This window comes from Jiangella gansuensis DSM 44835 (genome assembly GCF_000515395.1).
Classification (GTDB): Bacteria; Actinomycetota; Actinomycetes; order Jiangellales; family Jiangellaceae; genus Jiangella; species Jiangella gansuensis.
In genome coordinates this window covers 2,464,553-2,487,819 of the sequence record NZ_KI911782.1, presented here as the reverse complement: position 1 = coordinate 2,487,819, position 23,267 = coordinate 2,464,553, and the positions used below count along the sequence as shown (strand labels likewise).

Annotated in this window: 23 protein-coding genes and 1 pseudogene; 12 read left to right on the top strand and 12 right to left on the bottom strand. The window is 71.8% G+C overall.

Annotated features, from left to right (window positions below):
- Window positions 1-49: 49 nt before the first annotated feature.
- The 4 genes from JIAGA_RS33080 to clsA form a co-directional block, all read right to left on the bottom strand.
- Window positions 50-1,324 (bottom strand): DUF881 domain-containing protein, encoded by a 1,275-nt coding sequence (locus tag JIAGA_RS33080; protein ID WP_051425999.1) that lies wholly within the window; start codon window positions 1,322-1,324, stop codon window positions 50-52.
- The gene (locus JIAGA_RS0111990) at window positions 1,317-1,649 is read right to left on the bottom strand and encodes a small basic family protein (protein WP_026875841.1); all 333 of its coding nucleotides are present in this window, start codon (window positions 1,647-1,649) and stop codon (window positions 1,317-1,319) included. Before JIAGA_RS0111990 ends, JIAGA_RS33080 begins: the two co-directional genes overlap by 8 nt.
- Window positions 1,646-2,083, bottom strand: coding sequence for a DUF881 domain-containing protein (locus JIAGA_RS0111985; RefSeq protein WP_169738858.1), 438 nt, complete (start codon window positions 2,081-2,083; stop codon window positions 1,646-1,648). Before JIAGA_RS0111985 ends, JIAGA_RS0111990 begins: the two co-directional genes overlap by 4 nt.
- Window positions 2,084-2,600: 517 nt before the next feature.
- Complete coding sequence (clsA, locus tag JIAGA_RS0111975; protein WP_026875838.1) at window positions 2,601-3,200, bottom strand: cardiolipin synthase ClsA; 600 nt, start codon at window positions 3,198-3,200, stop codon at window positions 2,601-2,603.
- Window positions 3,201-3,476: 276 nt separating this feature from the next.
- Here clsA and JIAGA_RS29315 point away from each other — a divergent pair, with 276 nt between their 5' ends.
- The 3 genes from JIAGA_RS29315 to JIAGA_RS0111960 all read left to right on the top strand — a co-directional run bounded on the left by JIAGA_RS29315 (window position 3,477) and on the right by JIAGA_RS0111960 (window position 6,096).
- On the top strand, window positions 3,477-3,944 hold the full coding sequence (locus JIAGA_RS29315) for a MarR family winged helix-turn-helix transcriptional regulator (RefSeq protein WP_051425998.1): 468 nt from the start codon (window positions 3,477-3,479) through the stop codon (window positions 3,942-3,944).
- Entirely contained in the window at window positions 3,941-5,506 is a 1,566-nt protein-coding gene (locus tag JIAGA_RS29310) for a DHA2 family efflux MFS transporter permease subunit (RefSeq protein ID WP_084469635.1), read from the top strand. Before JIAGA_RS29315 ends, JIAGA_RS29310 begins: the two co-directional genes overlap by 4 nt.
- Before the next feature lie 173 nt (window positions 5,507-5,679).
- Entirely contained in the window at window positions 5,680-6,096 is a 417-nt protein-coding gene (locus JIAGA_RS0111960; RefSeq protein ID WP_026875837.1) for a VOC family protein, read from the top strand.
- A gap of 112 nt (window positions 6,097-6,208) precedes the next feature.
- On the opposite strand, the pseudogene JIAGA_RS36120 reads toward JIAGA_RS0111960, so the two are convergent.
- Window positions 6,209-6,532 (bottom strand): annotated as a pseudogene (locus JIAGA_RS36120) (hypothetical protein); the annotation flags it as partial.
- 2 nt (window positions 6,533-6,534) lie between these two features.
- Complete coding sequence (locus JIAGA_RS33800) at window positions 6,535-6,966, bottom strand: pyridoxamine 5'-phosphate oxidase family protein (RefSeq protein WP_026875835.1); 432 nt, start codon at window positions 6,964-6,966, stop codon at window positions 6,535-6,537.
- 136 nt (window positions 6,967-7,102) lie between these two features.
- Between JIAGA_RS33800 and JIAGA_RS0111940 the strand changes: the two genes are divergently transcribed.
- A complete protein-coding gene (locus tag JIAGA_RS0111940) occupies window positions 7,103-7,771 on the top strand; it encodes a response regulator (protein WP_035812441.1) in 669 nt (222 codons plus the stop codon).
- A gap of 4 nt (window positions 7,772-7,775) precedes the next feature.
- On the opposite strand, the gene JIAGA_RS0111935 is transcribed toward JIAGA_RS0111940, so the two are convergent.
- The gene (locus tag JIAGA_RS0111935) at window positions 7,776-9,473 is read right to left on the bottom strand and encodes a sensor histidine kinase (RefSeq protein WP_026875833.1); all 1,698 of its coding nucleotides are present in this window, start codon (window positions 9,471-9,473) and stop codon (window positions 7,776-7,778) included.
- Between the two features lie 183 nt (window positions 9,474-9,656).
- Here JIAGA_RS0111935 and JIAGA_RS29300 point away from each other — a divergent pair, with 183 nt between their 5' ends.
- From JIAGA_RS29300 to JIAGA_RS0111905, 6 genes are all read left to right on the top strand, one after another.
- The gene (locus JIAGA_RS29300; protein ID WP_051425997.1) at window positions 9,657-10,412 is read left to right on the top strand and encodes a hypothetical protein; all 756 of its coding nucleotides are present in this window, start codon (window positions 9,657-9,659) and stop codon (window positions 10,410-10,412) included.
- A gap of 118 nt (window positions 10,413-10,530) precedes the next feature.
- Entirely contained in the window at window positions 10,531-11,160 is a 630-nt protein-coding gene (locus JIAGA_RS0111925; RefSeq protein WP_026875832.1) for a M15 family metallopeptidase, read from the top strand.
- Complete coding sequence (gene alr, locus JIAGA_RS0111920; protein ID WP_211239619.1) at window positions 11,157-12,278, top strand: alanine racemase; 1,122 nt, start codon at window positions 11,157-11,159, stop codon at window positions 12,276-12,278. The genes JIAGA_RS0111925 and alr overlap by 4 nt, the downstream gene beginning before the upstream one ends.
- Window positions 12,275-13,216, top strand: coding sequence for a D-alanine--D-alanine ligase family protein (locus JIAGA_RS0111915; protein WP_026875830.1), 942 nt, complete (start codon window positions 12,275-12,277; stop codon window positions 13,214-13,216). The genes alr and JIAGA_RS0111915 overlap by 4 nt, the downstream gene beginning before the upstream one ends.
- A gap of 2 nt (window positions 13,217-13,218) precedes the next feature.
- Window positions 13,219-14,511, top strand: coding sequence for a sensor histidine kinase (locus JIAGA_RS33065; protein WP_157553051.1), 1,293 nt, complete (start codon window positions 13,219-13,221; stop codon window positions 14,509-14,511).
- Window positions 14,508-15,191, top strand: coding sequence for a response regulator (locus tag JIAGA_RS0111905; RefSeq protein WP_026875829.1), 684 nt, complete (start codon window positions 14,508-14,510; stop codon window positions 15,189-15,191). The genes JIAGA_RS33065 and JIAGA_RS0111905 overlap by 4 nt, the downstream gene beginning before the upstream one ends.
- 19 nt (window positions 15,192-15,210) lie before the next feature.
- On the opposite strand, the gene JIAGA_RS29290 is transcribed toward JIAGA_RS0111905, so the two are convergent.
- Window positions 15,211-16,476: an MFS transporter gene (locus JIAGA_RS29290; RefSeq protein WP_035812440.1), complete on the bottom strand. Its 1,266-nt coding sequence runs from the start codon at window positions 16,474-16,476 to the stop codon at window positions 15,211-15,213.
- A gap of 156 nt (window positions 16,477-16,632) precedes the next feature.
- Between JIAGA_RS29290 and JIAGA_RS0111895 the strand changes: the two genes are divergently transcribed.
- Window positions 16,633-17,004: a DUF6401 family natural product biosynthesis protein gene (locus JIAGA_RS0111895; protein ID WP_026875828.1), complete on the top strand. Its 372-nt coding sequence runs from the start codon at window positions 16,633-16,635 to the stop codon at window positions 17,002-17,004.
- 10 nt (window positions 17,005-17,014) lie between these two features.
- Here the strand turns inward: JIAGA_RS0111895 and JIAGA_RS29285 are convergent, their stop codons facing one another.
- The 3 genes from JIAGA_RS29285 to JIAGA_RS0111880 all read right to left on the bottom strand — a co-directional run bounded on the left by JIAGA_RS29285 (window position 17,015) and on the right by JIAGA_RS0111880 (window position 19,185).
- Window positions 17,015-17,842 (bottom strand): mechanosensitive ion channel family protein, encoded by an 828-nt coding sequence (locus JIAGA_RS29285; protein WP_084470299.1) that lies wholly within the window; start codon window positions 17,840-17,842, stop codon window positions 17,015-17,017.
- Between the two features lie 145 nt (window positions 17,843-17,987).
- Window positions 17,988-18,650: a class I SAM-dependent methyltransferase gene (locus JIAGA_RS0111885; protein ID WP_026875827.1), complete on the bottom strand. Its 663-nt coding sequence runs from the start codon at window positions 18,648-18,650 to the stop codon at window positions 17,988-17,990.
- 97 nt (window positions 18,651-18,747) lie between these two features.
- Complete coding sequence (locus JIAGA_RS0111880; protein ID WP_026875826.1) at window positions 18,748-19,185, bottom strand: MarR family winged helix-turn-helix transcriptional regulator; 438 nt, start codon at window positions 19,183-19,185, stop codon at window positions 18,748-18,750.
- A 57-nt stretch (window positions 19,186-19,242) separates the two neighbouring features.
- Between JIAGA_RS0111880 and JIAGA_RS0111875 the strand changes: the two genes are divergently transcribed.
- Entirely contained in the window at window positions 19,243-19,836 is a 594-nt protein-coding gene (locus tag JIAGA_RS0111875; RefSeq protein WP_026875825.1) for a TIGR03086 family metal-binding protein, read from the top strand.
- A gap of 81 nt (window positions 19,837-19,917) precedes the next feature.
- On the opposite strand, the gene JIAGA_RS0111870 is transcribed toward JIAGA_RS0111875, so the two are convergent.
- The gene (locus JIAGA_RS0111870) at window positions 19,918-23,127 is read right to left on the bottom strand and encodes an alpha-L-rhamnosidase (protein ID WP_026875824.1); all 3,210 of its coding nucleotides are present in this window, start codon (window positions 23,125-23,127) and stop codon (window positions 19,918-19,920) included.
- Window positions 23,128-23,267 lie beyond the last annotated feature (140 nt).

Here is a 23,267-nt window from a genome sequence, read left to right as displayed (position 1 = left end):
TTGACGGGCTGACGGTGGGCTCGATGGCGACGACAGCCGGCACGGGTGGTCATTCGTCGTCCTCGTCGTCCGGCGCCGGGTGAGCGTACTCAGGCGGCTGCGGCTCGTGCAACACGTCCACGGTCAGCTCGTCGTACTCGGTGACCGTGGCGGCGGCGTCCTGGCTCTCGATGCGAGACACGATGCCCTCGGCGAACGTCATGGCGCCGGAGAGTTCGCGCGGATCGCCGATGGCCACGATCTCGTACGGCGGCTCCATCCGCACCCCGCCTACCTCGAGAACCCCGGCTTCGGGGTTCTCGAAGGCGGTGCTGGCGATGACCCGAACAGCGGTGTCGTTGCCACCGCCGCGGATCTGGATCGCCTCGGCGCCGGCCACCCGCAGTTCGTTGATCGCCTGCAGCATGAGCGTGGCGGACACCCGGCGGTCGGGGTCGGTGACGGTCATGATGATGCCGGAACCGGTGGCCGGGACGGTACCGGCCAGCACGCCGACCGTGCGGGCCCGCTCCTGCGCCAACTGCAGAGCCTCCGCCTCCGTGTTGGCGCCGCTGACCAGCTCGCGCCGGTCGGCCTCCAGATCGGCCACGTGATCGTCGAGACGGTCCGCTTGACGGCGCAGCCCGTCGAGGATCTGGACGAGGTCGTCGCGGCGGGCGTTGGCCAGGGTGTCGTCGTCGTCCGCGCGCACCTGTACGACGGCGCCGAAGCCCAGTAGTGCGACCAGCAGCGCGACACCGACGTGTCCGAGGTCGGGCCGCTGTGTGATGGCCTTCCAGAGCCGCCGGGGTCCCGATGGCGCCGCCGGGGTGAAACGCGCTGAGCCGGACTGCCCGGCGCCGGGGCTGGTGGACTTGGCGTGCGAGCGGGTGTGGCCACCGTGGCCGGCTCGCTGACCACCGTGGCCGCGGGGCCGTGCGGCGACGAAGGGCCGCCGCGGTGCGGTCGTGCGGTCGCCGGCAGCCGGCGCCGACTCTGCCTCCGCATCGCCGGACGGGTGATCGTCGGCCCGCTGCGGCTGGTCGCCGGCCCGCTCCGGGTGGTCGCCGCCTCCGCCGACCGCCGGTTCGTCGTAGGCGGTCCGATCGCCGTCGTCCCCGACAGCCGTCAGGTCGTCGCCCACCGGCGACTGGTCGCCGTCGCCGTCGGGCGTCCCCTCGGCGTCGTCACGCGCGCCCTCGACGTCGTCACGCGCGCCCTCGGCGGCGTCACGCGCGCCCTCGGCGGCGGCGTCGGGCTCATCCGGGCGCGAGGCGTCGTCACGGGCGCCGTCGCGATCGGGCGCTCCGCGAGCGTCGTCGAGGTCGTCGTCGCGATCAGGCATGGAACAGATGCCGCCTGATCGTGGCCACGTTCGTGAAGATGCGGATGCCCAGCACGACGATCACCGCCGTCGACAACTGCGAGCCCACGCCGAGTTGGTCGCCGAGGAACACGATGAACGCCGCGATGAGCACGTTGGCGATGAAGGACACCACGAAGACCTTGTCGTTGAAGATGCCCTCCATGACCGCCCGGACCCCGCCGAACACCGCGTCCAGCGCGGCGACGATGGCGATCGGGAGGTAGGGCTGCAGCTCCAGCGGCACGGAGACGTCGAAGAACACGCCGGCGAGGATTCCGACGATCAGGCCGATGGCCGGGATCACGATGCCCCTCCCGGAGTCGCGTACGTCAGCGGCGTGTTGCCGGCCGGCAGAGTCAGCTCGTTCTCACGGCGGACGCTGAACTGCAGGTTGTCGTTGCTGGCAACGGCGCGCAGCCACTGGCCGCCGGAGCCGTCACCGAACCGGCCCGGGAGCGATTCGGGATCGCCGATGGCGGAGATCTCGTAGGGCGCGTTCATGGGCCGGTAGTTGATCTGTATGATCCCCTCGGCCGAACGGATGGCGGTCAGGCTGGTGATGCGCTGGCCGTTGATGCTGACGGCCTCCGCGCCGGCCGACCACAGCCCGTTGACCGCTTGACGCAGGTCGAGGTCAAGGACGCGCGCCTTGTCGGGGTCTTCTACGTTCTCCTGGTCTTCCGGGTTGTCCACCGTGACCACCACCCCCGGCCCCGTCACCTCGATCGCCCCCCGCACGTGCCTGCAACCCCTCGACTTCTTCGCGTATCTGCTGCCCGGTCGCGGAGTCCTGCAGGAGTGCGTCCTCGAGGCTGTTGATCTCCGACTCCAGGGCTGTGACGCTTTCCTGGAGGTGGCTGACACGCTCGTCCTCCGCGCGGATCTGCTCGATCAACCCCTGCCGCTCCGAAGAGACCACATTAGCGGTGTCGCGAACCTGTAACACAGCGGCTGTGACGAGCAACCCCAGAGCGACCATCCCGAGCGCGAGCGCCAGCGAGAACCGTTGGCGTCCGCGCCCGCCGTCGCGGCCGTCGTCACCGCGGCCGTTGCGGCCCGGCGGTGCCCCGCCCTCGGCGCGCTCTCGGGCGGCGGCCTCCTCGTATCCGGGGTCCAGCGGCTTCGCGAACAGATCGTTGAGCAGCGACATCGACTCGTCCGGCCGCCGAAGCGGACGAACCCGGGGAGTCTGCCCTGTCACCACGCCCCTATGCTCGCACGGCCCGATCCCGGTGCCGCGCCGACATCCGCGAGGTCAGCCGGCTTTCGCCGCTGCGCCGCTCAGTACCCGGCGCGCCTGGAACGTGTAGAGGACCGCCGCCCACCAGTACAGGGCGACGCCCCACAGTACGAATGCCCAGCCGAAGACCCGGGCCAACATGGCCAGGGTGCCGTCGGCGTCCCCCCACAGCAGCAGCGGGAACGCGTACAGCAGGCAGGCGGTGGCGGACTTGCCGAGGAAGTGGACCGGGAGGCCGGTGAGGCCCCGCCGCGCCTTGAGCAGCGCCACGATCACCGCCATGTACACGTCGCGGGCGACCAGCAGCACCGCGAACCACAACGGGATGATGTCGCGCAAGGTCAGCGCAACGATGGTGGTCAGGATGTAGAGCCGGTCGGCGAGTGGGTCGAGCAGTTGCCCGACCCGGCTGATCTGGTTCCACCGGCGGGCCAGCCAGCCGTCGAGGTAGTCGGTGAAGCCGGACACCGCGAGCAGGATGATGGCGACGGTGTCGGCCTCTTCGACGAGGACGAGCCAGAGGAAGACCGGAACGCCCAGCAGCCGGAGGAACGAGAGCACATTGGGGACGGTGAACACCCGGTCGGTCTGGACCGACGTCTCCTGGACCTCCACGGCCCCGTCACCTCCCCCGCGCCACCCGCTCGTGTACCTGGACCGACCTTAGCCGAGCGGCTGCCGCCGCACCCACCGGAGCGGTGCGGGCGGGGTGTCGGGGGTCGCGATATCGATGCCGGGGCAGGCCCTCCCCAGGCGTGTTCCCGCTTCCACAGGCAAGCATCCCTGGTGGAGCGTGAGCACCCCCACGGGACGTGATCATTTCGGGCGACGTGATCGGTATCACCCTCGCAATGGTTGCAGGCATGCAACTATCCACGGCACGATACTGCGGTGTCCGAATCCGCCGAGGCAGAGTTCGTCGCCTCGCTCGAGGAGTTCCTCCGCCAGATCGGGTGCGCCCGGGCCGAGTCGGACCTCAACTCCATGGTCGAACTGGACCTGTCGATCTCGCAGCTGCGCTGCCTGGTCGTCTTGGCCCGGCACGCCGAGCCCATCCCCATCAACGAAATCGCCGATGCCGTCGACCTCACCTTGGCCACGGCCGGCCGCAACGTCGACCGGCTGGTGACGCACGGACTCGTCGCCCGGCGCGAGGATCCCAGCGATCGCCGCATCCGCCGTGTCTCGTTGTCGGACCGGGGCCGTGACGTCATCGCCGACGTCGACGCCGCCCGGCGCAGTGCGCTGCTGGCGTTCGCGCGGTCCCTGAACCCCTCGGACCGCGAGCGGCTGCACGCCGCGCTCGGCCCGATCGTCTCCACCGCCACACCGTCACATCTGGAGGAACAGCACTCATGAGCACATCTGCCGGACCCCCTGACGTCGGGTCCGACGACAAGCTCGACCGCGGGGTACTCAAGGTCGCCGGCGTCGTGGTGCTCGGCGCCATCATGTCGATCCTCGATGTGACGGTCGTCAGCGTCGCGCTGCCGACGTTCCAGAGCGAGTTCAACGCGACCTACGCCACCGTGGCGTGGACCCACACGGCGTACACGCTCGCGCTGGCCGCGGTCATCCCCATCACCGGCTGGGCCGCCGACCGCTTCGGCACCAAGCGGCTCTACCTGACGTCCCTGGTGTTGTTCGTCCTCGGCTCCGTGCTGTGCGCCTTCGCCTGGGACATCGGCCCGCTCATCGGCGCCCGCGTCCTGCAGGGGCTGGGCGGCGGCATGCTGATGCCGCTGGGCATGACCATCATGACCCGCGCGGCCGGACCCGAACGCATCGGGCGCGTCATGGCCGTGCTGGGCGTCCCGATGCTGCTCGGTCCCATCGCCGGCCCGATCCTGGGCGGCTGGCTCATCGACGTCGCCTCATGGCACTGGATCTTCCTGATCAACCTGCCGATCGGCATCTTCGCCTTCATCGCGGCGTCGCGGGTGCTGCCGAAGGACCAGCCGCAGCCGTCGGAGACGTTCGACTTCGTCGGCATGGCACTGCTCTCCCCCGGCCTGGCGCTGTTCCTGTTCGGCGTCTCGTCCATTCCGGAGGAAGGCACGGTCCAGGCAGCACGGGTGCTGGTGCCGGCGGCCCTCGGGCTGGTCCTGGTGGTGTCGTTCGTCTTCCACGCGCTGCGCAAGCGGAACCCGCTGATCGACCTGCACCTGTTCCTCAACCGCAACCTCACCGTCGCGGTCATCACCATGACGTTGTTCATCGTGGCGTTCATGGGGGCCGGTCTGCTGTTCCCCAGCTACTTCATGCAGGTGCGTGAAGAGAGCACACTGATGGCGGGGCTGCTCATGGCGCCGCAGGGCATCGGCGCCATGATCACCATGCCGATCGCCGGCCGGCTGACCGACAAGACCGGGCCGGGCAAGCTGGTGCTCACTGGCATCGTGCTCATCGCCGTCGGCATGGGCACGTTCACCCAGCTCGCGGCCGACACGTCCTACGTGCTGCTCCTGGGGTCGTTGTTCGTCATGGGTCTCGGCATGGGCATGACCATGATGCCGATCATGACGGCTGCCCTGGCCAGCCTCACGCACGCCGAGGTCGCCCGCGGCTCCACGCTCATGAACATCGTGCAGCAGGCCGGTGGCTCCATCGGAACGGCGACCATGTCGGTGATCCTGACCAACCAGATCCTGAACAACCAGGCCGCGACCGCCTACAACGGCGTCGTTCAGGGCGTGGTGCCGGCCGACCAGGTGCCGCCCGAGGTGCTTGCCGCTGGTCAGTCCGGGCTGGCCGAGGCGTTCGGGTCCACCTTCACGGTGGCAGTCGTGCTGGTGGCGCTCTGCCTGATCCCGGCGTTGTTCCTGCCGCGGAGCAAGAAGGCGCTGCAGACCGACACGCACGGCCAGGAAGGCGACGAGGACGGTGACGCCGCCCAGGCGCCGCCGATCGTCATGCACTGATCGTCCGCACTGATCGACGACGTCAGCCCGTGCCGGCCCCGTGCCGCACGGGCTGACGTCGTCTCCGGGCCGCGGCCGGAACTCGTCGGCCCACTACCTCCCACCCGCCACGCGGCGGGTCTAGTGTCGATCTGAGCCGGGAACCGGCCGCGCGACGACAAGGAGGTCGGACCGTGAGCGTGCGCCTGAATCCGTATCTGGGCTTCCGCGACACCGCCAGGCAGGCCATGGAGTTCTACCGCTCCGTCTTCGGCGGCGACCTGACCATGAACACGTTCGCCGACATCGGCGCCAGCGAGGACCCCAGCGAAGCCGACAAGATCATGCACTCGATGCTGGAGACCGACGACGGCCTCGTGCTGATGGCCTCCGACACCCCGAACACGATGGACTACACGCCGGGGACCAGCCACGCGGTCTCCCTCAGCGGCGACGACGACGCTCGGTTGCGGGGCTACTGGGAGCAGCTGTCCGCGGGCGGCACGGTCACGGTGCCGCTGGAGCAGGCGCCGTGGGGCGACAGCTTCGGCATGTGCCAGGACGCCTTCGGCGTGAGCTGGATGGTCAACATCTCCCCCGCGCAGGCGTAGCCGTCCTCCTCCGTCGACGGGTGGCGTCGTGCGCCGGACCCCTCCCCCGTGGTCGTCCGGCGCACGACGCAGCTCGAGGCTGCCGCCCTCACACCAGCCAGCGGTACCGGCGGACCAGCGGCAGCCACTCCCAGGCCTGACCGGCCAGGTCGTTGAAGATGCCCGCGAACGGGCCCTCCACGCCGAACAGGTACCCGGTCGTGGGGCTGCCGCCGTCGATCCACGCGTTCTCGGCCGGTGTCGCCTATCCGAGCCCGAATGTCTTGTCGAAGAACGCCCACAGGAAGGTCCAGCCGAGCGAGAGCCGCAGCGCCGCCAACGCGTACCGCACGGCACGCGGGTACTCGGTGGTGGGGAGGGCGGCACCGGTCACGGGCACGCTGGTTTCTGACCGGACGCCGCGGAGGGGCACGTGGTGGCTGCTGGACGTGGTCATCGTCAAAGCGCCGGCGGACGCACGATGCGCCGCCCGCGCACGATCTCGGGCCGGATCCGTATGTAGTGCGGCCGGGTCCCGGGTGCCCACGGCATCAGCCCCAGCGTTGACAGCCGGCGGCGTTCGGCGTCGTCACCGACCGGCTCGGCCCGCCCGACCAGCACTACCGACCAGCCGCTCATCGTGTCCTCGTCGTACTGGTCACCCTCGAACGCTACGACGGCCGACCGCGCGGCCTGGGCGAGCTTGGATCCGGTGCCGGTGCGGATGATGACGTCGTCGCCGTCGAGGACGAAGTTGACCGGCTGGATCGCCGGCAGTGCCGCTTCGGTGAACACGATCCGGCCGATGGGCACCGTCGCCAGCAGCGCGTAACAGGTGCGCCGGTCGAGCTTCTCCAGCCCGGCCGAGTCGGCATGGGTCAACGTGTTCACACCGACAGGCTGCGCCGCCCGCCCGGCTACCGACAGGGCCGAAGGTCCTGACCTGCCCCTTGCGATCTCACCTGCGCGCCGATCTCGGGACCTTGGTCCTGGCGGCGGTCCGCCGAGGCCCACTACGGTCGACAGCGTGACCAGCGACCGCGTGATCCGGGTGTTCCTGCTCGACGACCACGAGGTCGTCCGCCGCGGGGTGGCGGCGTTGCTGGAGACCGAGCCGGACATCCAGGTGGTCGGCGAGGCCGGCACCGCCGAGCAGGCGATGGCCCGCATCCCCGCGCTGCGCCCGGACGTCGCCGTCCTGGACGTGCGGCTGCCCGACGGCGACGGTGTCACCGTCTGCCGGGAGATGCGCTCGCGGCTGCCGCAGCTGCAGTGCCTGATGCTGACGTCGTTCGCCGACGACGACGCCCTGTTCGATGCCGTCATGGCCGGCGCCGCGGGCTACGTGCTCAAGCAGATCCATGGCACCGACCTGGTCGGGGCCGTGCGAGCACTGGCTGCCGGAACATCGCTGCTGGACCCGCAGAGCACCGCCCGGATGCTGGCGCGGCTGCGCGACCGCGCCACGAAGGCCGACCCGCTGGCCACCCTCACCGACCAGGAGCGGCGCATCCTCGACCTCATCGGCGAGGGGCTCACGAACCGGCAGATCGGCGAGCGGATGTTCCTCGCCGAGAAGACCATCAAGAACTACGTCTCCAGCCTGCTCGCCAAGCTGGACCTGAACCGCCGCACCCAGGCCGCCGTGCTGGCCGCCCAGCTCAAGTCGGAGGCGAAGCCTCGCCGCGGTGCCTGACGGCTCACCGCAGCGGTACTCGCCAGGTCAGCACGGTCCCGGTCGGTTCGCCCGTTGCGAGCTCGAACGTCCCGCCCAGCGCGGCGGCCCGCTCGGCGAGGTTGGCCAGGCCGCTGTGCCGCCGGTCGGCCGGGAGTCCGACGCCGTCGTCGGCCACCATCAGCCGCAACCGCCCGTTCATGGCCTCCACGACGACGTCGACGCGCGAGGCCCGCGCGTGCCGGACCGCGTTGGACAGCGCCTCCTGCAGCACGGTCACCGCCTGCTCGCCCACCTGGTCAGGGACGGCGTTGTCCAGCTCACCCACCAACTGCAAGCCGGGAGCGAACCCCAGCTGCTCCCGCGCGGACTCCACGACGTTCACCAGGCGGCCGCGCAGAGTCGGCGCGACGTCGTCCTTCGACGACTGCAGCGCGAAGATGGTCGAGCGGATCTGCCGGATGGTCGCGTCGAGGTCGTCGACCGTGCGCTCCACCCGCGCGGCCACGTCTGCCCGATCGATCAGCCGGGCAGCGGCCGTCAGGCTCATCGCGCTGGCGAACAGCCGCTGCACCACGACGTCGTGCAGGTCGCGGGCGATGCGTTCGCGGTCGTCCACCAGGCCGTGTCGCTCGGCCTCACGGCGCGCTTCGGCCAGCTCCAGGCCGACGGCGGCCTGGTTGGCGAACGCGTGCACCATGCGAGCGGTCGGTCCGAAGAACGGCGTCCCGCCGCGGCGTTTCACCAGCACCAGGACACCCCGCACATGGGGCGGCGTCCCGAGCGGGACCAACAGCGCCGGACCGTCGGGCAGCCGGTCCAGCAGCGGCGCCGGCTCCGGGCCGCGGCGGATCTCGTTGACCGCCCTCGGCTCGCCGGATGCCACCACCGCGGCCCCCAGCGTGCCTTCGGCCGCGAACTCCACGCCGGCCAGATCGTCCGCGCCGGCACCGTCGGCCACCTCCACCCGCATCGTGCGGCCGTCGCGGTCGGGCACAGCCACCGCCGCGGTGTCCGACGACGTCATGGCCCGCGCGTGCGTGGCGATGAGCTGCAGCGTGTCCCGGAACTCCGTACCGGACAGCAGCGCCTGCGTGACCTCGGCGGACGCGTCCAGCCAGGTCTCCCGGCGCCGGGTGGCGTCGTACTGGCGGGCGTTGTCGATCGCGATGCCCGCGGCCGTGGCCAGCGCCGCCACGATGGTCTCGTCCTGCTCGTCGAACTGCCGGCCGGCGTTCTTCTCGGTCAGGTAGAGGTTGCCGAACACCTCGTCCCGCACCCGGATCGGCACGCCGAGGAACGTACGCATCGGCGGGTGTCCCTCCGGGAACCCGTACGACTCCGGGTGGTCGGCGATCTCCTCCAGTCGCAGCGCCGCCGGCTCCTTGATCAGCAGCCCGAGCAGGCCCCGCCCGTGCGGCCACTCCGCGATCCGGGCGATCTCGTCCTCCGTGACCCCGATCGGGATGAACTGGGCCAGCTGTCCGTCGTCGCCGATCACCCCGAGGGCGCCGAACCGGCAGTCCACCAGCCGGATGGCCGCCTCCACGATGCGCCGCAGCACCGTCTCCAGCTCGAGGTCGCGGCCGATCGACACGACCGCCTCGAGCAGTGCGTGCACGCCGTCCTGGGCGGCCACCACCGCCTGCAGCCGCGACTGCACCTCACCGAGAAGCTCCTCGAGCGGGAGCTTCGGCAAGATCTGGTCGGCACCGCTCCCCATGCATGCCCCCTCTGAGCCCCGCACCAGTGTTGCACCGGCCATCGGGAGTGTCGAGAACGCCCGAGCCGGATCATGACGGCCCTGACCTCGGGCGTCGCTCCCGGACGTGCGGTACAGTCGGCCCACCGGAATCGGGACGTTGGTCCCTTCCCGCCGCCGGGTCCGCGTGCTCTCCTCGTCGGTATGAACACGCACGGTGGCCAGGGCGGGAGCCGGCGCGCCGCCCTCCGGCACGCCCGGGACCGGCGGCGCGCCGTCGTCGCCACGGCGGCGCTGACCGCGTCGACGACGGCGGCCGTGGCGGCGCGCGCCCGGCTGCGCTACCGGGGCGCCACGCCCGACGAGGTGGCCCGGCCCCTCCCCGGCGACGAGCTGGTCCGCGACGCGCACGCAGTCAGCACGCGTGCCGTGACCGTCAATGCGCCGCGCGAGGAGGTCTGGCGCTGGATCGTGCAGATCGGCCGCGACCACGACGGCCGGTACAGCTACGACTGGCTGGAGAACCCGTTCGGCCTGGACCTGCGCCGGGCCGAACGGTCCCGGGCCCGCTGGCACCGCCTCGCCGTGGGCGACCAGGTCCGGGCCGCCCCACCGGGCTCGCTCGGCCCGAAGGACGGCTACGCCTTCCAGGTGGCGCGGGTCGACCCGGGCCGGGTCCTCGTGCTGCGCCAACGCCCGCCGCTGCACCCTTGGCACGCCACGTGGGCGTTCGTGCTGGTGGACGACGGGCCCGGCGCCTGCCGGCTGCTGGTCCGTGGCCGCGCCGCACCGGTCCGCGGGCTGGCCACCGGACACGCGACCGGGTTGGCGGCCCGGCTGCCCTGGGTGGGCAACGAGCTGGTGGACCCGGTGGTGCTGATCATGACGCGGAAGATGCTGCTCGGCGTCCGGGCTCGTAGTGAGTTCGCCCACGAGCAGCGGCAGCGCCGCACGCCGTAGCGCACGGGATCGCCCCAGGCGTGGCCGGGCCCGCGGCCAGCCTTCTCGTCCTCGCGGCCAGCAGTTCGGCACCTCAGGTGGAGGCCGGTGACGGGCCCCGGTTCCTAGCGTGCCGGGTATGACGATCCTCCTCTCCGACCCGCGGGTCCATGCCGTCCCGGTCCACGACGACGGCGAACCGATGGTGGAGCTCGACGACTCGTTCGGGCCGGCGCATGCCGCGGTGCGAGCCTCGCTGGCGCAGCGTCTCCTCCTGGCCCGCGACCGGTTGCCCGGCGGAATCGGCCTGCGGGTGGTGGAGGGCCACCGTTCGCTCGCCGACCAGCGCGCCATCATCGCCGGGTACGCCGCACAGCTGTCCGCCCTTCACCCGGGTCTCACCGATGCCGAGCTCGAGCGGTTGACCAGCCGGTTCGTCGCGCCGGTCGCGGTGGCACCGCACGTGGCCGGCGCCGCCGTCGACCTGACCCTGGTGTCCACCGCCGACGACAGGGAGCTCGACCTCGGCACCCCGATCGACGCGACGCCCGAGGATAGCGGCGGCGCCTGCTTCTTCGACGCGCCGCAGGTGACCGGCCCGGCCCGGGCGAACCGGGAGCTCCTGGCTCGGGTCCTGGGCGGGGCCGGCCTGGTGAACTATCCCACCGAGTGGTGGCACTGGAGCTACGGCGACCGCTACTGGGCGCTGCGCACCGGCGCCGCGGCGGCCCTGTACGGCCCGGTCAGCGCGCGGCTGGTGACGGCGTGAGCGCCCTCGCCGTGGCGCCGGCACCGTGCACCGTGGCCGCGCCGCTGCTTACCGCCGACCTGGCCGCGGTCGCCGCGAACGTCAGCACGATAGCCGCCCGCACCGACGCGGAACTGATGGCCGTGGTGAAGGCCGACGGCTTCGGGCACGGGGCCGCGGACGTCGCCCGGACGGCGCTCGCGCACGGTGCAACCCGGCTGGGCGTGACCGGGCTCGGGGAGGCGCTGGCGCTGCGCGCGGCCGGCGTCACCGCGCCGGTGCTGAGCTGGCTGAACCCCGTCGACGCGCCGTTCGGGGACGCCGTCGCCGCGAAGGTGGACGTAACCGTGCCGAGCCGGGAGCACCTCGACGCCGTCCTGGCCGGCGGCGCGGGCGCGCGCGTGCACCTGCACCTGGACGTCGGGATGGCCCGCGACGGCGCGCCGCCGGCGGACTGGGCCGCGCTGTGCCGGGCGGCCCGGCTCGCCGAGCAGCGGGGGTTGCTGCGCGTAGTCGGCGTGATGGGTCACCTGGGCTGCGCGGACCACCCGGCCGACCTGTGCAACGCGACCGGCCGGTCCCGGTTCGCCTGGGGCGTGGAGACGGCCCGCGCAGCCGGGCTGCGTCCGCCGCTGCGGCACCTGGCCGCCACCGCCGCCACGCTCACCGACCGCCGAACCCATCATTCGATGGTCCGGGTGGGGGCCGGGGTGGTCGGCATCGACCCCTCGCGGACGGTCCGGCTGCGGCCGGCGCTGACGCTGACCGCTCCCGTCGTCACCGTCCGGCGGGTGCGGGCCGGCACCCAGGTGGGTTACGGCCACGGGTGGACGGCTCCGGCGGCGACGCACCTGGCACTGCTGCCCCTGGGTTACGCGGACGGGCTGCCGCGGGCAGCTTCCGGCCGGGCCGAGGTCCTGGTGCGCGGGCGCCGGCGGCCGCTGGTCGGAATGATCTCGATGGACCAGGCGGTGGTCGACCTGGGCGCCGATCCGGTGCCGCCCGGCGAGACCGTCACCGTCTTCGGGCCCGGCGACGACGGCGAACCCACCGCCGCGGACTGGGCGGCCTGGGCAGGCACGATCGAGCACGAGATCGTCACCGGCATCGGTACCCGGGTCACGCGGAGGTCGCGATGAGCGCGCGGGTGGCGGTGATCGGCGGTGGCCAGAACTGTGAGCACGAGGTGTCGCTGGCGTCAGCGGCCGCGGTCGCCGATGCGCTCGCGACCGCCGGGTACGCCGTCGTGCGGCTGACCATCGACACCGACGGCGGCTGGCGGATCGGCTCCGGCTGCCCGGTCGACCTGGCCGACGCCGTGCGCGAGCTGCGCACCTGCGACGTCGTCGTCCCGGCGGTGCACGGGCCGCGCGGCGAGGACGGCACGCTTGCGGCGCTGTGCGACGTGGCCGGGGTCCGGTACGTCGGCTCCGGGGTGCGGGCCGGGGCCCTGGCCATGGACAAGTGGGCTACCAAGCTGATCGCGGCCGACATCGGCATCGCGACCGCCCCGGGCGTGCTGCTCACCGCGGCCACGGCCGCCGCCTACCGGTGGACCCATCCGGTCGTGGTGAAGCCCGTTGCCGCCGGGTCCAGCCAGGGTGTCGCGCTGGTGACGTCGCCGGACGACCTCGCGCCGGCGCTGGACGCTGCGTTCGCCCTGGACGACCGGGTTCTGGTCGAGGACGTCGTCACCGGACGGGAGATCGACCTGGCCGTCCTGGGGCGCCCGGACGGGTCGCGCGAGGTGGCGCCGAGCCTGGAGATCGTCGTCGACGGCCTGTTCGACTACACGACCAAGTACGGCGGCGCCGCCGACTTACGCATCCCGGCGGCGCTCACCGACCCGGAACGCAAGGCGCTGGAGGACGCGGCGGTCGCGATGTTCGACGCGCTCGGCTGTGGCGGCGTGGCCCGGGTCGACTTCTTCCTGACCGCCGAAGGCCCCGTGCTCAACGAGGTCAACACGATGCCCGGGTTCACCGAGCAGTCGCAGGTGCCGAAGATGTTCGCCGCCGCGGGCCTCTCCTATCCCCGGCTGCTGGACCTGCTCGTCCGGGACGTCACGCGGTTCTGAGCGTGGTTCCATTACGGGGTTACGCGCTCACACACCTGGCTGGAGGCCCGACCATAGCCCCCCTCACCGCCGTCCAACGCGCCAGGCGGGACGCCGACCGATGGGTTCCGGACCTGGCCCTCGGCGTCGCCGTCGCGGTGCTCGGCCTGGTCGAGGCGGCCAACACCTGGCTCTGGTTCGGCAGCCGGTTGCCGCTCGTACTGGTGGCGTTGCTCACCGCGACGGCGGTCGGGCTGAGCCGCCGGCAGCCTGGCGTGGCGCTGGGGCTGGTGTGGGCCACCTGCGCGGTCCAAGTGGCCACCGGCACGAACCTGATGCTGGTACAGCTGTCGATCACCGCGGTGGCGTTCGGCGCGGCCCGCTGGGGCAGCACCGCGACCGTCGCGCTCAGCGCCCTGTCGATCCCGGCCGCCGCCTTGATCGCCATCGTCATGGTGAACACGCTCGGTCTCGGTGGACTGGCTCAGCTGGCCGGCAACGAGAGCCTGGTCGACGTCGTCCGGGAGCTCAGCACCACCTGGCAGTTGACGGCCGCGGTCATGGGCACGGCGATGCTCGGGGCACCGTGGCTGGCCGGCCTCGCGCTGCGCTTCGGCGCCCGGGCCCGGGCTTCGCGGGAGTCGCAGCAGGTCGCCGAGGAGGACGCGGCGCGGGCGGTCCTCGAGACCGAGCAGGCCCGCGAGATCGCCCGGCTCCGCGACGACCAGGCGCGGCTGGCCCGCGACGTGCACGACGTCGTCGGGCACTCGCTGGCGGTGATCCTGGCCCAGGCGGAGTCGGCGCAGTATCTTGACGACGCCGACACCGAAGGGCTCAAGGCCACCATGGCCAAGATCGCCACCTCCGCGCGGACCTCGTTGCAGGATGTGCGGCAGGTGCTTTCGGAGACCCAGCAGGCCGCGGCGCCGCCGGGCGGGCTCGACAGCCTGGTCGAGGGGTTGCGGGCCAGCGGCCACGAGGTCGTCGCGTCGGACGTCGGGACACCTCGCCCGCTGCCGCCGGAGCTGGCGGAGGTTGCCTACCGGGTGCTCCAGGAGATGCTGACGAACGCGATCAAGCACGGCCGCCGGGACGCCCCGGTGTCCGTGGAACGACATTGGGAGGGCGAGCTGCGGATCGAGGTGCGCAACGTCGTCGGCGACGCCGCCGGCGGCGGAGGAGGGCAGGGGCTGGACGGGATGCGGCGCCGGCTGGAATCCGTCGGCGGTCGGCTGGACGTGCGCCGCCGCGAGGAGACGGTCGGCCCCACGTTCACCGCCACCGCGTGGATGCCGGTCCGGGCAGGAGGGCGATGACCGGCGACGACGGCGACATCACGGTGCTCCTGGTCGACGACCAGGAGCTCTTCCGCGAGGGCGTGCGGGTCATCGTCGACGCCCAGGACGGCATGCGGGTGGTCGGGTCGGCCGGCAATGGGCTCGAGGCCGTCCGCATGGTCGACGAGCTGATGCCCGACGTCGTCCTCATGGACATCCGGATGCCCGACATGGACGGTGTGGAGGCGACGCGGCAGATCTTCCTGCCCGACCGCGCCGCCCGCCGCGCCGCCCCGGTCCGGGTGGTGGTGCTGACCACGTTCAACCTCGACGACCGGGCGGCGACGGCGATCCGGCACGGCGCCAGCGGCTTCCTGCTCAAGGACACCACCCCGCTGATGCTGCGCGATGCCATCCGCACCGTCCACGCCGGCAACGCCGTGCTGGCCCCGCAGGACCTGTCGACGCTCCTGGACGGCCAGTTCCGGTCCCGTACGCCTCCCCCGCCGGCGTATCTGTCGCTGACGGACAAGGAGCGCGAGGTCTTCGCCGCCGTCGCCCGCGGGCTGTCGAACACCGAGATCGCCGGCCTCGTCTTCGCCAGCGAGTCCACCGTCAAGACGCACGTCGGCGCGATCCTGCGCAAGCTGGAGCTGCGCGACCGGGTCCAGATCGTGGTGTTCGCCCATGCGCACGGACTGATCCCGCCGTCACTATGATCATCAACCGCTGGCTGCGCTATGCCGCGGCCGGCGGTTGATGATGATGATCGGGGACGTCCTCGACGTCTCGGTACCGGCGCAGCGCGAGGACCAGCGGTGCCGGAGCCAACAGGACGACGACACCGCACACCCACAGCGCCGGGCGCAGTCCCAGGGTGTCACCCAGGACCCCGCCGGCCAGCGCGCCGAGAGGGAACGCGGCCATGATGAGGAACCGCATGGTCGCGGTCACCCGGCCCAGCAACCGGTCCGGGCACAGCCGCTGGCGCAGGCTCAGGCTGGTGATCGCGTACACGATCTGCCCGAGTTCCCCCGCCGCCATGCCGGCGACGGTGAACGCCACCGCGGTCCACCCGGGATGCGCGAGCGGCAGTAGCAGCGTGAACGGCCCGGTCACCAGCAGCGACAGCCACACGATGCGCGCGCTCCCGACCGTCCGGGCCAGCCACGGGGTCAACGCCGCTCCGGCCATGACGGTCACCGATCCGCCCGCGACCACCAGCCCGATCACCGTCGGGGACAACCCCAGCGTGCGGGCGAGGAACACGAACGTCACCGCCGAGGCCAGCGCGAAGGCGAGGTTCGACAGGGCGCTCGCCACCGCCACCGCCCGCAGCGCCGGGTGCCGCAGCACGAACGCCAGGCCCTCCCGGATGTCGCGACGCATGGACGTTCGGTGTGCCGGCCGTGTGATGGCGGGCTCGCGGTGGCGGATCGCCGCGATCGACGCCGCCGAGACGGCGAACGTGACCGCCTGCACCAGGACCACGTTCGCCGCTCCGGCGACGGCGACCAGCCAGCCGCCGAGACCGGGGCCGACGAACTGGCCGGACGCCCGCATGGTCTCCATCGCCGAGTTCCCGGCCAGCACCCGGTCGCGGCCGATCACCGACGGCACGTACGCCTGGTATCCCACGTCGAAGAAGACCCGGCAGACGCCACTGACCAGCGCGACGACGACGAGTTGGGTGATGGTGAGCACCCCCGTGACGGCGGCCAGCGGGATGGTCGCCAGCAGCAGCGCCCGGGCGAGATCGCTGACGACCAGTACCGGCCGGCGTGGCAGCCGGTCCAGCCACGCTCCGGCCGGCAATCCGATGACGGCGAACGCGACAGTCGACGCGGCCGTGATCAGGCCGACCTCGAATGCGGACGCGTCGAGTGTGAGGACCGCGAGTAACGGGATCGCGACGCCACTGACCTGAGCGCCGAACTGGCTCGTGGTCTGGCCGAGAAGAAGTAGGCGGAAATCGCGATGAGCGAGTAGGGAACCACCGGACACGGTGTGGACCTCCTGGGAGCTGGAGTGGTGAACTCCCCTCCCAGCAGCTCCGAACCCGTCGCTACGGGGGGTCGACGTTACCGACCGCTACCCCAACCGGTCAATCTCGCGGCCCGGCCGTCACCGACGCCCCGGGATTCCTTACCCTGGGCAGCCATGAACTGGTTCGCTCCCCGACGCAGAACGACAGCGGCCCGACGCGAGCTCGCCTCCCTCGCTGACCGCCTCGGCATCGCCGCCGGCGGCGACCTGCCGGCGGGCGTGGTCGCCGAGATCGACCAGCATGCCGCCGCCGTCCGCGACATCCTGGTGTTCAGCGGAGCTGGGGTCGGCCCCGTGGAACTGGCCGAGTATGCGCGTGGCGTCGAGGACGTCGCCCTGGAGCAGGGACGCTCGCCGGGCCCGCTGGACCGGCAGGCGCCGGACTGGGTATCGCTGCGCCTCGCGGCCGTGTGTGCGCTGGCCACGGCCGGTTCGGCCATGGCCAGCGTCGCGGACGGTGACATCGATCCGTTGATGTACCCCTGACGTTCGCGGCCTACGGATAGTCCTCCAGCGGCGAATACGGGCGCCGTCCTGCTTCTTCCGAGCCGAGCGGCGCGTCGGACGGGGTCGCGCTCGCCGAAGGTGTCTGCGACGACGGCGTCTCCGCATGGGTGCGCAGCGTGTCCTCGCGACCTCGCTGATACGCCTCGTCCTGGGCCCGTGCCTCCGGGATCTCCTGTTCGGCGCGCCGCAGCCAGCGCTCCCAGCGTTGCTCCATGGGCCGCAACATGCCGCCCCCGACGCCGACGATCACGACACCGGCGACGGTGGCCAGGACGGCGATGAGCACTGGCGTCGTCACCGAGGTGGCGACACCGATCTGGTTCAGCGCCGCGATCACACCGAGAGCGATGACGAAGACCTGCACGATGCGGGCGACGAGCCGCCCGTAGCTCAAACCGCTGAGCGCACTGCCCACCAGGTCGGCGAGTGCGGTGGCGACCGCCGTCGCCACGACCACGATCACGACCGCGACGATCGCTTGCGGCAGCCAGGCGACGATGTCCGACAGCAGGTCGCTGACGGGGTTGGGGCCGAAGACCCCGAAGGCCATCTGGAGGGCGATCAGCAGCACCGCGTAGTAGACCAGCGCCGCGATCAGGCTGCTGGCGTCGTACTTCGACCGCTCGAGTGCCCGTTTGACGCCACCGCGTTCTACCGCGCGGTCGAATCCAACTCGCTCCAGTACGACGTCGACCAGCTTGCGCAGTCCTTTCGCGACCAGCCAGCCGATGAACAGGATCACCAGGAACGCGGCGAACTTGGGCAGGAACGTGATCACGTCGTCGAGGGCGTTGTTCCACGATTCCGAGATGTCCATCGGGTTCACATCCTTCCGAACCGGGCGAGCCGACAGCCATCGGCTCTGTCGGACGTGCTCGATCAGCACCGGTTGTGGATACCCAAATGCCTCATTTCCATACAAACCGGGTCGATTCCGGTACCCAGCGCCGCGCCGCAGCGGCTCAGTGCCGGCGCAGCAGCACCACGACGTCGTCGAGGACGGCGTGCTGGCCGTCCGGGCCGGTAGCGGCCCGCGGCCGGGTCTCGGCGATCTCCACGTCCCACTCCCCCGGGTCGAGCCCGAGCTGGTCGACCTCCTCGTCCGGCGTGAGGAAGCGGTGGTCGGGCAGTTCGTGGCCGTCATGGTCTCGCGCCCACGGCGGGAAGTCGCCGTGCGAGAGGATCAGCATCCGCCCGCCCGGGCCGACCAGGCCGGCCGCCCGGGACAGGATCTCCGGCCGCGGCAGTTCGACCGGCGAATGGAAGAAGGAGGCCGACACGAGGTCGTACCGGCCGGGGTCGCCCCAGGAGGCGAGGTCACGCGCCTGCCACCGGATGCGCCCGTCCGCGACACCCGCCTGCGCCGCCGCCTCCCTGGCCCTGGCGATCGCGGTCGACGAGATGTCGACAGCAGTGACCGACCAGCCTCGAAGCGCCAGCCAGATCGCGTCGCTGCCTTCGCCACAGCCGAGGTCCAGCGCCGTCCCGGCGGGCAGCGCGGCGGCGACGTCGGCGAGGACCTGATTCACCCGCCCCGACCAGACCCGGCCCGTATCGGCGTTGGTGTCGGCGTACCGGGCTTCCCAGAAGTGCTCCGGCGTCTGTTCATCTACGTTGCTGTCCATGCGGCAAGCCTGACCGGATCTGACAATTGGAGCAAATATCCTTGCCGCTTCAGCAACGCAGGGTGAGCACGATGTCTGTCCGCCGCGCCCGCCCGGGTCATCCCGCGGGCGCCCTGACCGCGTCGGAGAGCACCCGCAGCGATCGCAGGAACGCCTGCCGGTCAGCGGGCGGCAGCTGATCGAGGAGCTCGCCCTCGGCGCGCTGCACCTCGGCCCGCGTACGCTCTCGCACCCGCCGCCCCGCGGGAGTGATGGCCACCAGCCGCACCCGGCGATCGGACGGGTCGGGGCGGCGGGTGATCAGGCCTCGCTCCTGCAACTCGTCCAGCACCGGGATCACCCGCGACCTGTCCGCACCGATGGCGTCGGCCAGTGCCGCCTGGGTGCGGACCGGTTCGTCGCCGAGGCCGACCAGGACCGCGTAGGCCCACATGCTCAGGCCGTTCCGGGCCAGGATCGGCTCCTCGATGCCCATCAGGGCGCGCCCAAGAGGGCCCAGCATGGCCGCCAGATCTGGTCGCCGCGACTCACCCATGCCCTGACGATATCGCCATGGTATTAATACGCTGCTGCATACGATATGCTTGTGCCTATGATCGGTCCGCATGCCGCCCACGCCCGCTCAGTCCAGCTCACCGTCGACGCCGTCAGCGCCGTCTCCCCTGGTCAGCTCACCCTGAAGACCCCCTGCTCCGAGTGGAACCTGACCCAACTCCTGGACCACATGACCGTGCAGAACCTCGGGTTCGCCGCCGCGGCGAACGGCGCCGGCGCCGACGACGCGCTGTGGGCCACCGGGGCGCACCGCGACGACCCGACGGCCGACTACCTCGCCTCCGCCGCCGCCGTCAGCGACGCGTTCGCGCCCGCCGACGTGCTCGACCGTCAGCTGTGGCTGCCGGAGCTCTCCCGCGAGCAGGCCTTCAGCGGCGCACAGGCGATCACCATGCACACCGTCGACTCCGTCCTGCACGCGTGGGACGTCGCCCGCTCGATCGGCCGGAACCTCGACCCCGACCCGGAACTGGTCGAGTTCACCCTGGGCATCGGGCACCAGGTCCCCGACGGCGACGACCGTCGCCAGCCCGGCGCTCACTTCGGCCCGCGGGCGCAGATCCCCGCCGGTGCCTCGGCCTGGGACCAGACACTGGCGCTGTTCGGCCGCTCGCCGGACTGGTCCGCGTGATAGCGCGCCCGCGACGCGGCGACGGCGCCGGGCGGGTGGACGAGGCCGTCGTCCACCTGCTCGACTCCCCCTGAGCGGGCGTCAGGGCAACTGCGAGGTGAACCGGTACCTCCCCGGCCCGGCGGAGTAGATCGCGTAGCCGTCGGCGAACTTCTCGAAGGTGACCTCCCGCGAGGCCCGCGCCGGGCGGCCGTTGACGTACACCGTGGTCGGGCGCACGGCCGGCACGTGAATGTGGGCGGCGGTGTTGCCCGGGATCGTCACGTCCAGTGAGAGGTCCCGGCTGCCCTGCTCCGGGATGCTCCAGGCGCTGCGGATCCGCCCGCGCGGCCCGTCGAAGTAGCCGTCGACGTGCGTGAGCGGCAGCGCCGCCGTCCCGACCACGCGCGGTTTCACCACCACCTGCTCGTAGGCGACCGCTCCGGGCACGTGCTGGATGCCGGCGAGACCAGTGCTGAACCACTCGTCGATCTGCAGCAGGATGATGTGGTTCAGCGACGAGTTCCGCTCCGGCGCGTACCAGTGTTCGGGGACCGTCGTCATGCCGTGCGGGTTGAACACGGACGGCTGCAGGAACGCGCCGTAACTGGGCCGCGTGGTCTCGTGCAGCAGTTCCCAGATGACGTCGTCGCGGCCGGCGGCGTTGAGCGAGCGGAAGGTCGGGCCCAGCGAGATGGTGCCGCCGCTCAGGTGCGGGCCGCCGCCGTTGGGGTGATAGGCATAGATCCGCTCCACCAGGCTCTCCACGACCTGGCGCCGCGCACCGGGAGGCACCAGGCCGGCATCGAGAGCCAGGGCGTTCGCCGCCTGTGTTCCGATGGTGCCGGCGTTGCCGTCGTTGGTGTACGTCCTGAGAGCGTCGTTGAAGAAGCGTCCGTTGAACGCGTCGGCGATGTCCGCGGCCAGGGCCGCGAACCGGTCGGCGTCGCTGCCCTTGCCCAGCGCCGCGGCCATCTGGGCCAGCCGGTCGGTCATGAGGTAGTAGCCGTACGTCCCGACCAGCAGGCCGGGAGTGCTCTCGTCGCTGGCCACCCAGTCCTTCAGCGGGCCGTCGACCAGGTGCTCGCCGACGCCGTCCGCGCCGGCCTGCGTCGTACGCACGTAGTCGTGGTACGCGACCATGGCCGCGTAGTAGCGGTCCATCGTCGCCGTGTCGCCGTGCCGCTGCCAGAGCCACCACGGGGTCAGGACGATCGCGCTGCCCCAGTTGATGTCGTCGCGGTACATCGCCCACTGGCCGTCGAAGATCGGGAACTCCGGCGTGTGCGCCGGCACCAATCCGGCGTCGGGTCCGGCGACGAGCTGCGCTTCGCGCATCACCTGCTGCATGTGGGTCAGGTACGCCGACATCTCGAAGTTGCGGTCGATGGCCTGGATCGACTGGATCATGTCGGCGAGCCAGCCGAGCTTCTCCCGGTTGGGACAGTCGGTGAAGATCGACTGCATGTTGCTGGCGATCGAGTACCGGCTCATCCGATGCAACCGGTCGACCAGTTCGCTGGAAGTGGAGACGTCCCCGGATACGGCCGTGGCGGCGCGCGTGTGCAGGGCCGTGAGCGTCTCCGGGGTCGGCTCGTACTCCGGCGGCAGACCGGTGACCTGGAGGTACTGGAAGCCGTGGTGGACGAACTGCGGCCGCCACGTCTCGCCGCCGGGGTCGCCGGCGGTGGTGTACGTGTCGAAAATGTCGTCGTCGGAGCCCATACTGCCGGCGTCGACCGTGCCGTCGGCGCTCAGCGACTCCGACGGCTGCACCTTGATCACCGTGCCGGCCGGGACGGCCCCGTCGACGCGCAGTTCGAACAGCGCGGCGGAGTTCTGGCCGAAGTCGAAGATCCAGGTTCCCGGAGCGGGCTCGGTGATCCCGACCGGCGCCACCGTGTCGACGATCCGGACGGGTTCGCCGCGGCGCCAGGTGAGCCGGGTGGCCAGGCTCGGCGGCGGCGCGATGCCGGCCGGGACCCAGCCGGTGGGCGTGCCGTCCCTGCGGGTGGCCGACTCCGTCAGGTCCGCTCCCGGCAGTTCCCAGCCCGGCTGCTCGCGGCGGGCGTCGTAGTCGGAGCCGGAGTACCAGTTGTCCGTGACCGTGGGGCCCAGGGCGCACCGCCAGCTCGGGTCGGTCACGATCGTCTCGCTGGAGCCGTCGGTGTAGGCGATCTCCAACCGGGCCAGGACCCGCGGGGAGATCGCCGTCGTGGTCTCGTTCGCGGTGCCCGAGCGGGTGACGGTCGCGCCGGCAGCGTGCGGTTTCGTCAACGGCTCGGCGAACCCGACGGTGAGCAGGTCCGTGCCGGCCGGCTCGGCCGAGGTGATGATCCGGCACTCGAGGTCCGCGCCGCCCGCGCCGGTGTCGATGTTCACGGTCGCGCCGACGGCGAACCCGTCGACGGCGGCGACCGTCACCGTCGTGGCTCCGGCGGTGGCCGGTGCCGTCAACGTCGTCGGATCGGCGATCTCGCTCCGGAACTTCGTGTAGACGTCCTCGCGGCCCACCGCCGGATTCTCGATCTCGACGACGTTGGTGATGCCGTTGCCCAGGCGGACGGCCAGGGTGTTCGCGCCCGGCGCCAGCAACGCGGTGACGTCGTACGTGCCGGCCTCGACCGACTGCTGCGGGTTGGAGTTGCCCGGGCACAGCACGTCCTCGGTGACCTCGCGGCCGTTCACCGTCGCGACATACACGCCGAGGCCGGCGACGTAGAGCCTGGCCCGGCCGACGGCCCGGTCAGCGTCCACGGTGAAGGGCCGGGCGAAGATCGGCAACGGGTCGGCGTCGGTCCTGGCGGGATGCTCGATCCACACCGCCGGGTCCCAGTCGGACGGGTCGAGCAGCCCCAGCTCCCAGGTGGAGGGTGCGCTCCAGCCCGACACCTCACCCTCGGCGTCCCGCACGCGCACCTGCCAGACGACCGGCTGGCGCGCTGTCACCTCGCTCCCGCCGTAGGGCACCCCGGCGGAGCCGGCCGAGCGCACCCACCCGGTGTCCCACAGGTCCGGGTCGGCCAGCCGGTCGGCGCTGCTCGCGGCCCGGATCTGGTAGGCGTCCTGGACCCCGGTGTCCAGCCGCCACGCCAGCAGGGGCATCCGGTCGTCCATCCCGAGCAGCCGGTCGAACCGGCCCGCCACCGACAACCCGCCGACGGACACCGGCTCGGTCCCAGCCGCCGTCGCCGCCCGGGCGGCCGCGCCGAAGCCGGAGCCGGTCGCGGCCAGGCCGGTCACACCGGCTGCCGTGGCCTGCAGGAAGCGGCGCCGCGACAGGCTCTCCGCAGGATGTGACAACTCGACCATGGACCGGTCTCCCTTCGCGGGCGGGGCTGGTGCCGGAAAGGTATGACGTCGGGCGCCGGCCGATCAACGCTCGGACACCACCGTGACCGCATCCGGTCATCAGCCCGCCCCATGCCTCACGGTGGCCTGGGCGCACTCGC

Excerpts from the sequence above, each read along its gene's own strand:
- JIAGA_RS0111935 (WP_026875833.1), bottom strand. The coding sequence starts at position 9,473 with ATGGGGAGCGGTGCCGACCAGATCTTGCCGAAGCTCCCGCTCGAGGAG.
- JIAGA_RS0111885 (WP_026875827.1), bottom strand. The coding sequence starts at position 18,650 with ATGGACAGCAACGTAGATGAACAGACGCCGGAGCACTTCTGGGAAGCC.
- JIAGA_RS0111915 (WP_026875830.1), top strand. The coding sequence starts at position 12,275 with ATGAGCGCGCGGGTGGCGGTGATCGGCGGTGGCCAGAACTGTGAGCAC.
- JIAGA_RS29300 (WP_051425997.1), top strand. The coding sequence starts at position 9,657 with ATGAACACGCACGGTGGCCAGGGCGGGAGCCGGCGCGCCGCCCTCCGG.
- JIAGA_RS0111895 (WP_026875828.1), top strand. The coding sequence starts at position 16,633 with ATGAACTGGTTCGCTCCCCGACGCAGAACGACAGCGGCCCGACGCGAG.
- JIAGA_RS29285 (WP_084470299.1), bottom strand. The coding sequence starts at position 17,842 with ATGGACATCTCGGAATCGTGGAACAACGCCCTCGACGACGTGATCACG.
- JIAGA_RS33080 (WP_051425999.1), bottom strand. The coding sequence starts at position 1,324 with ATGCCTGATCGCGACGACGACCTCGACGACGCTCGCGGAGCGCCCGAT.
- JIAGA_RS0111870 (WP_026875824.1), bottom strand. The coding sequence starts at position 23,127 with ATGGTCGAGTTGTCACATCCTGCGGAGAGCCTGTCGCGGCGCCGCTTC.
- JIAGA_RS29310 (WP_084469635.1), top strand. The coding sequence starts at position 3,941 with ATGAGCACATCTGCCGGACCCCCTGACGTCGGGTCCGACGACAAGCTC.
- JIAGA_RS0111875 (WP_026875825.1), top strand. The coding sequence starts at position 19,243 with ATGATCGGTCCGCATGCCGCCCACGCCCGCTCAGTCCAGCTCACCGTC.
- JIAGA_RS0111925 (WP_026875832.1), top strand. The coding sequence starts at position 10,531 with ATGACGATCCTCCTCTCCGACCCGCGGGTCCATGCCGTCCCGGTCCAC.
- JIAGA_RS0111905 (WP_026875829.1), top strand. The coding sequence starts at position 14,508 with ATGACCGGCGACGACGGCGACATCACGGTGCTCCTGGTCGACGACCAG.
- JIAGA_RS0111880 (WP_026875826.1), bottom strand. The coding sequence starts at position 19,185 with ATGGGTGAGTCGCGGCGACCAGATCTGGCGGCCATGCTGGGCCCTCTT.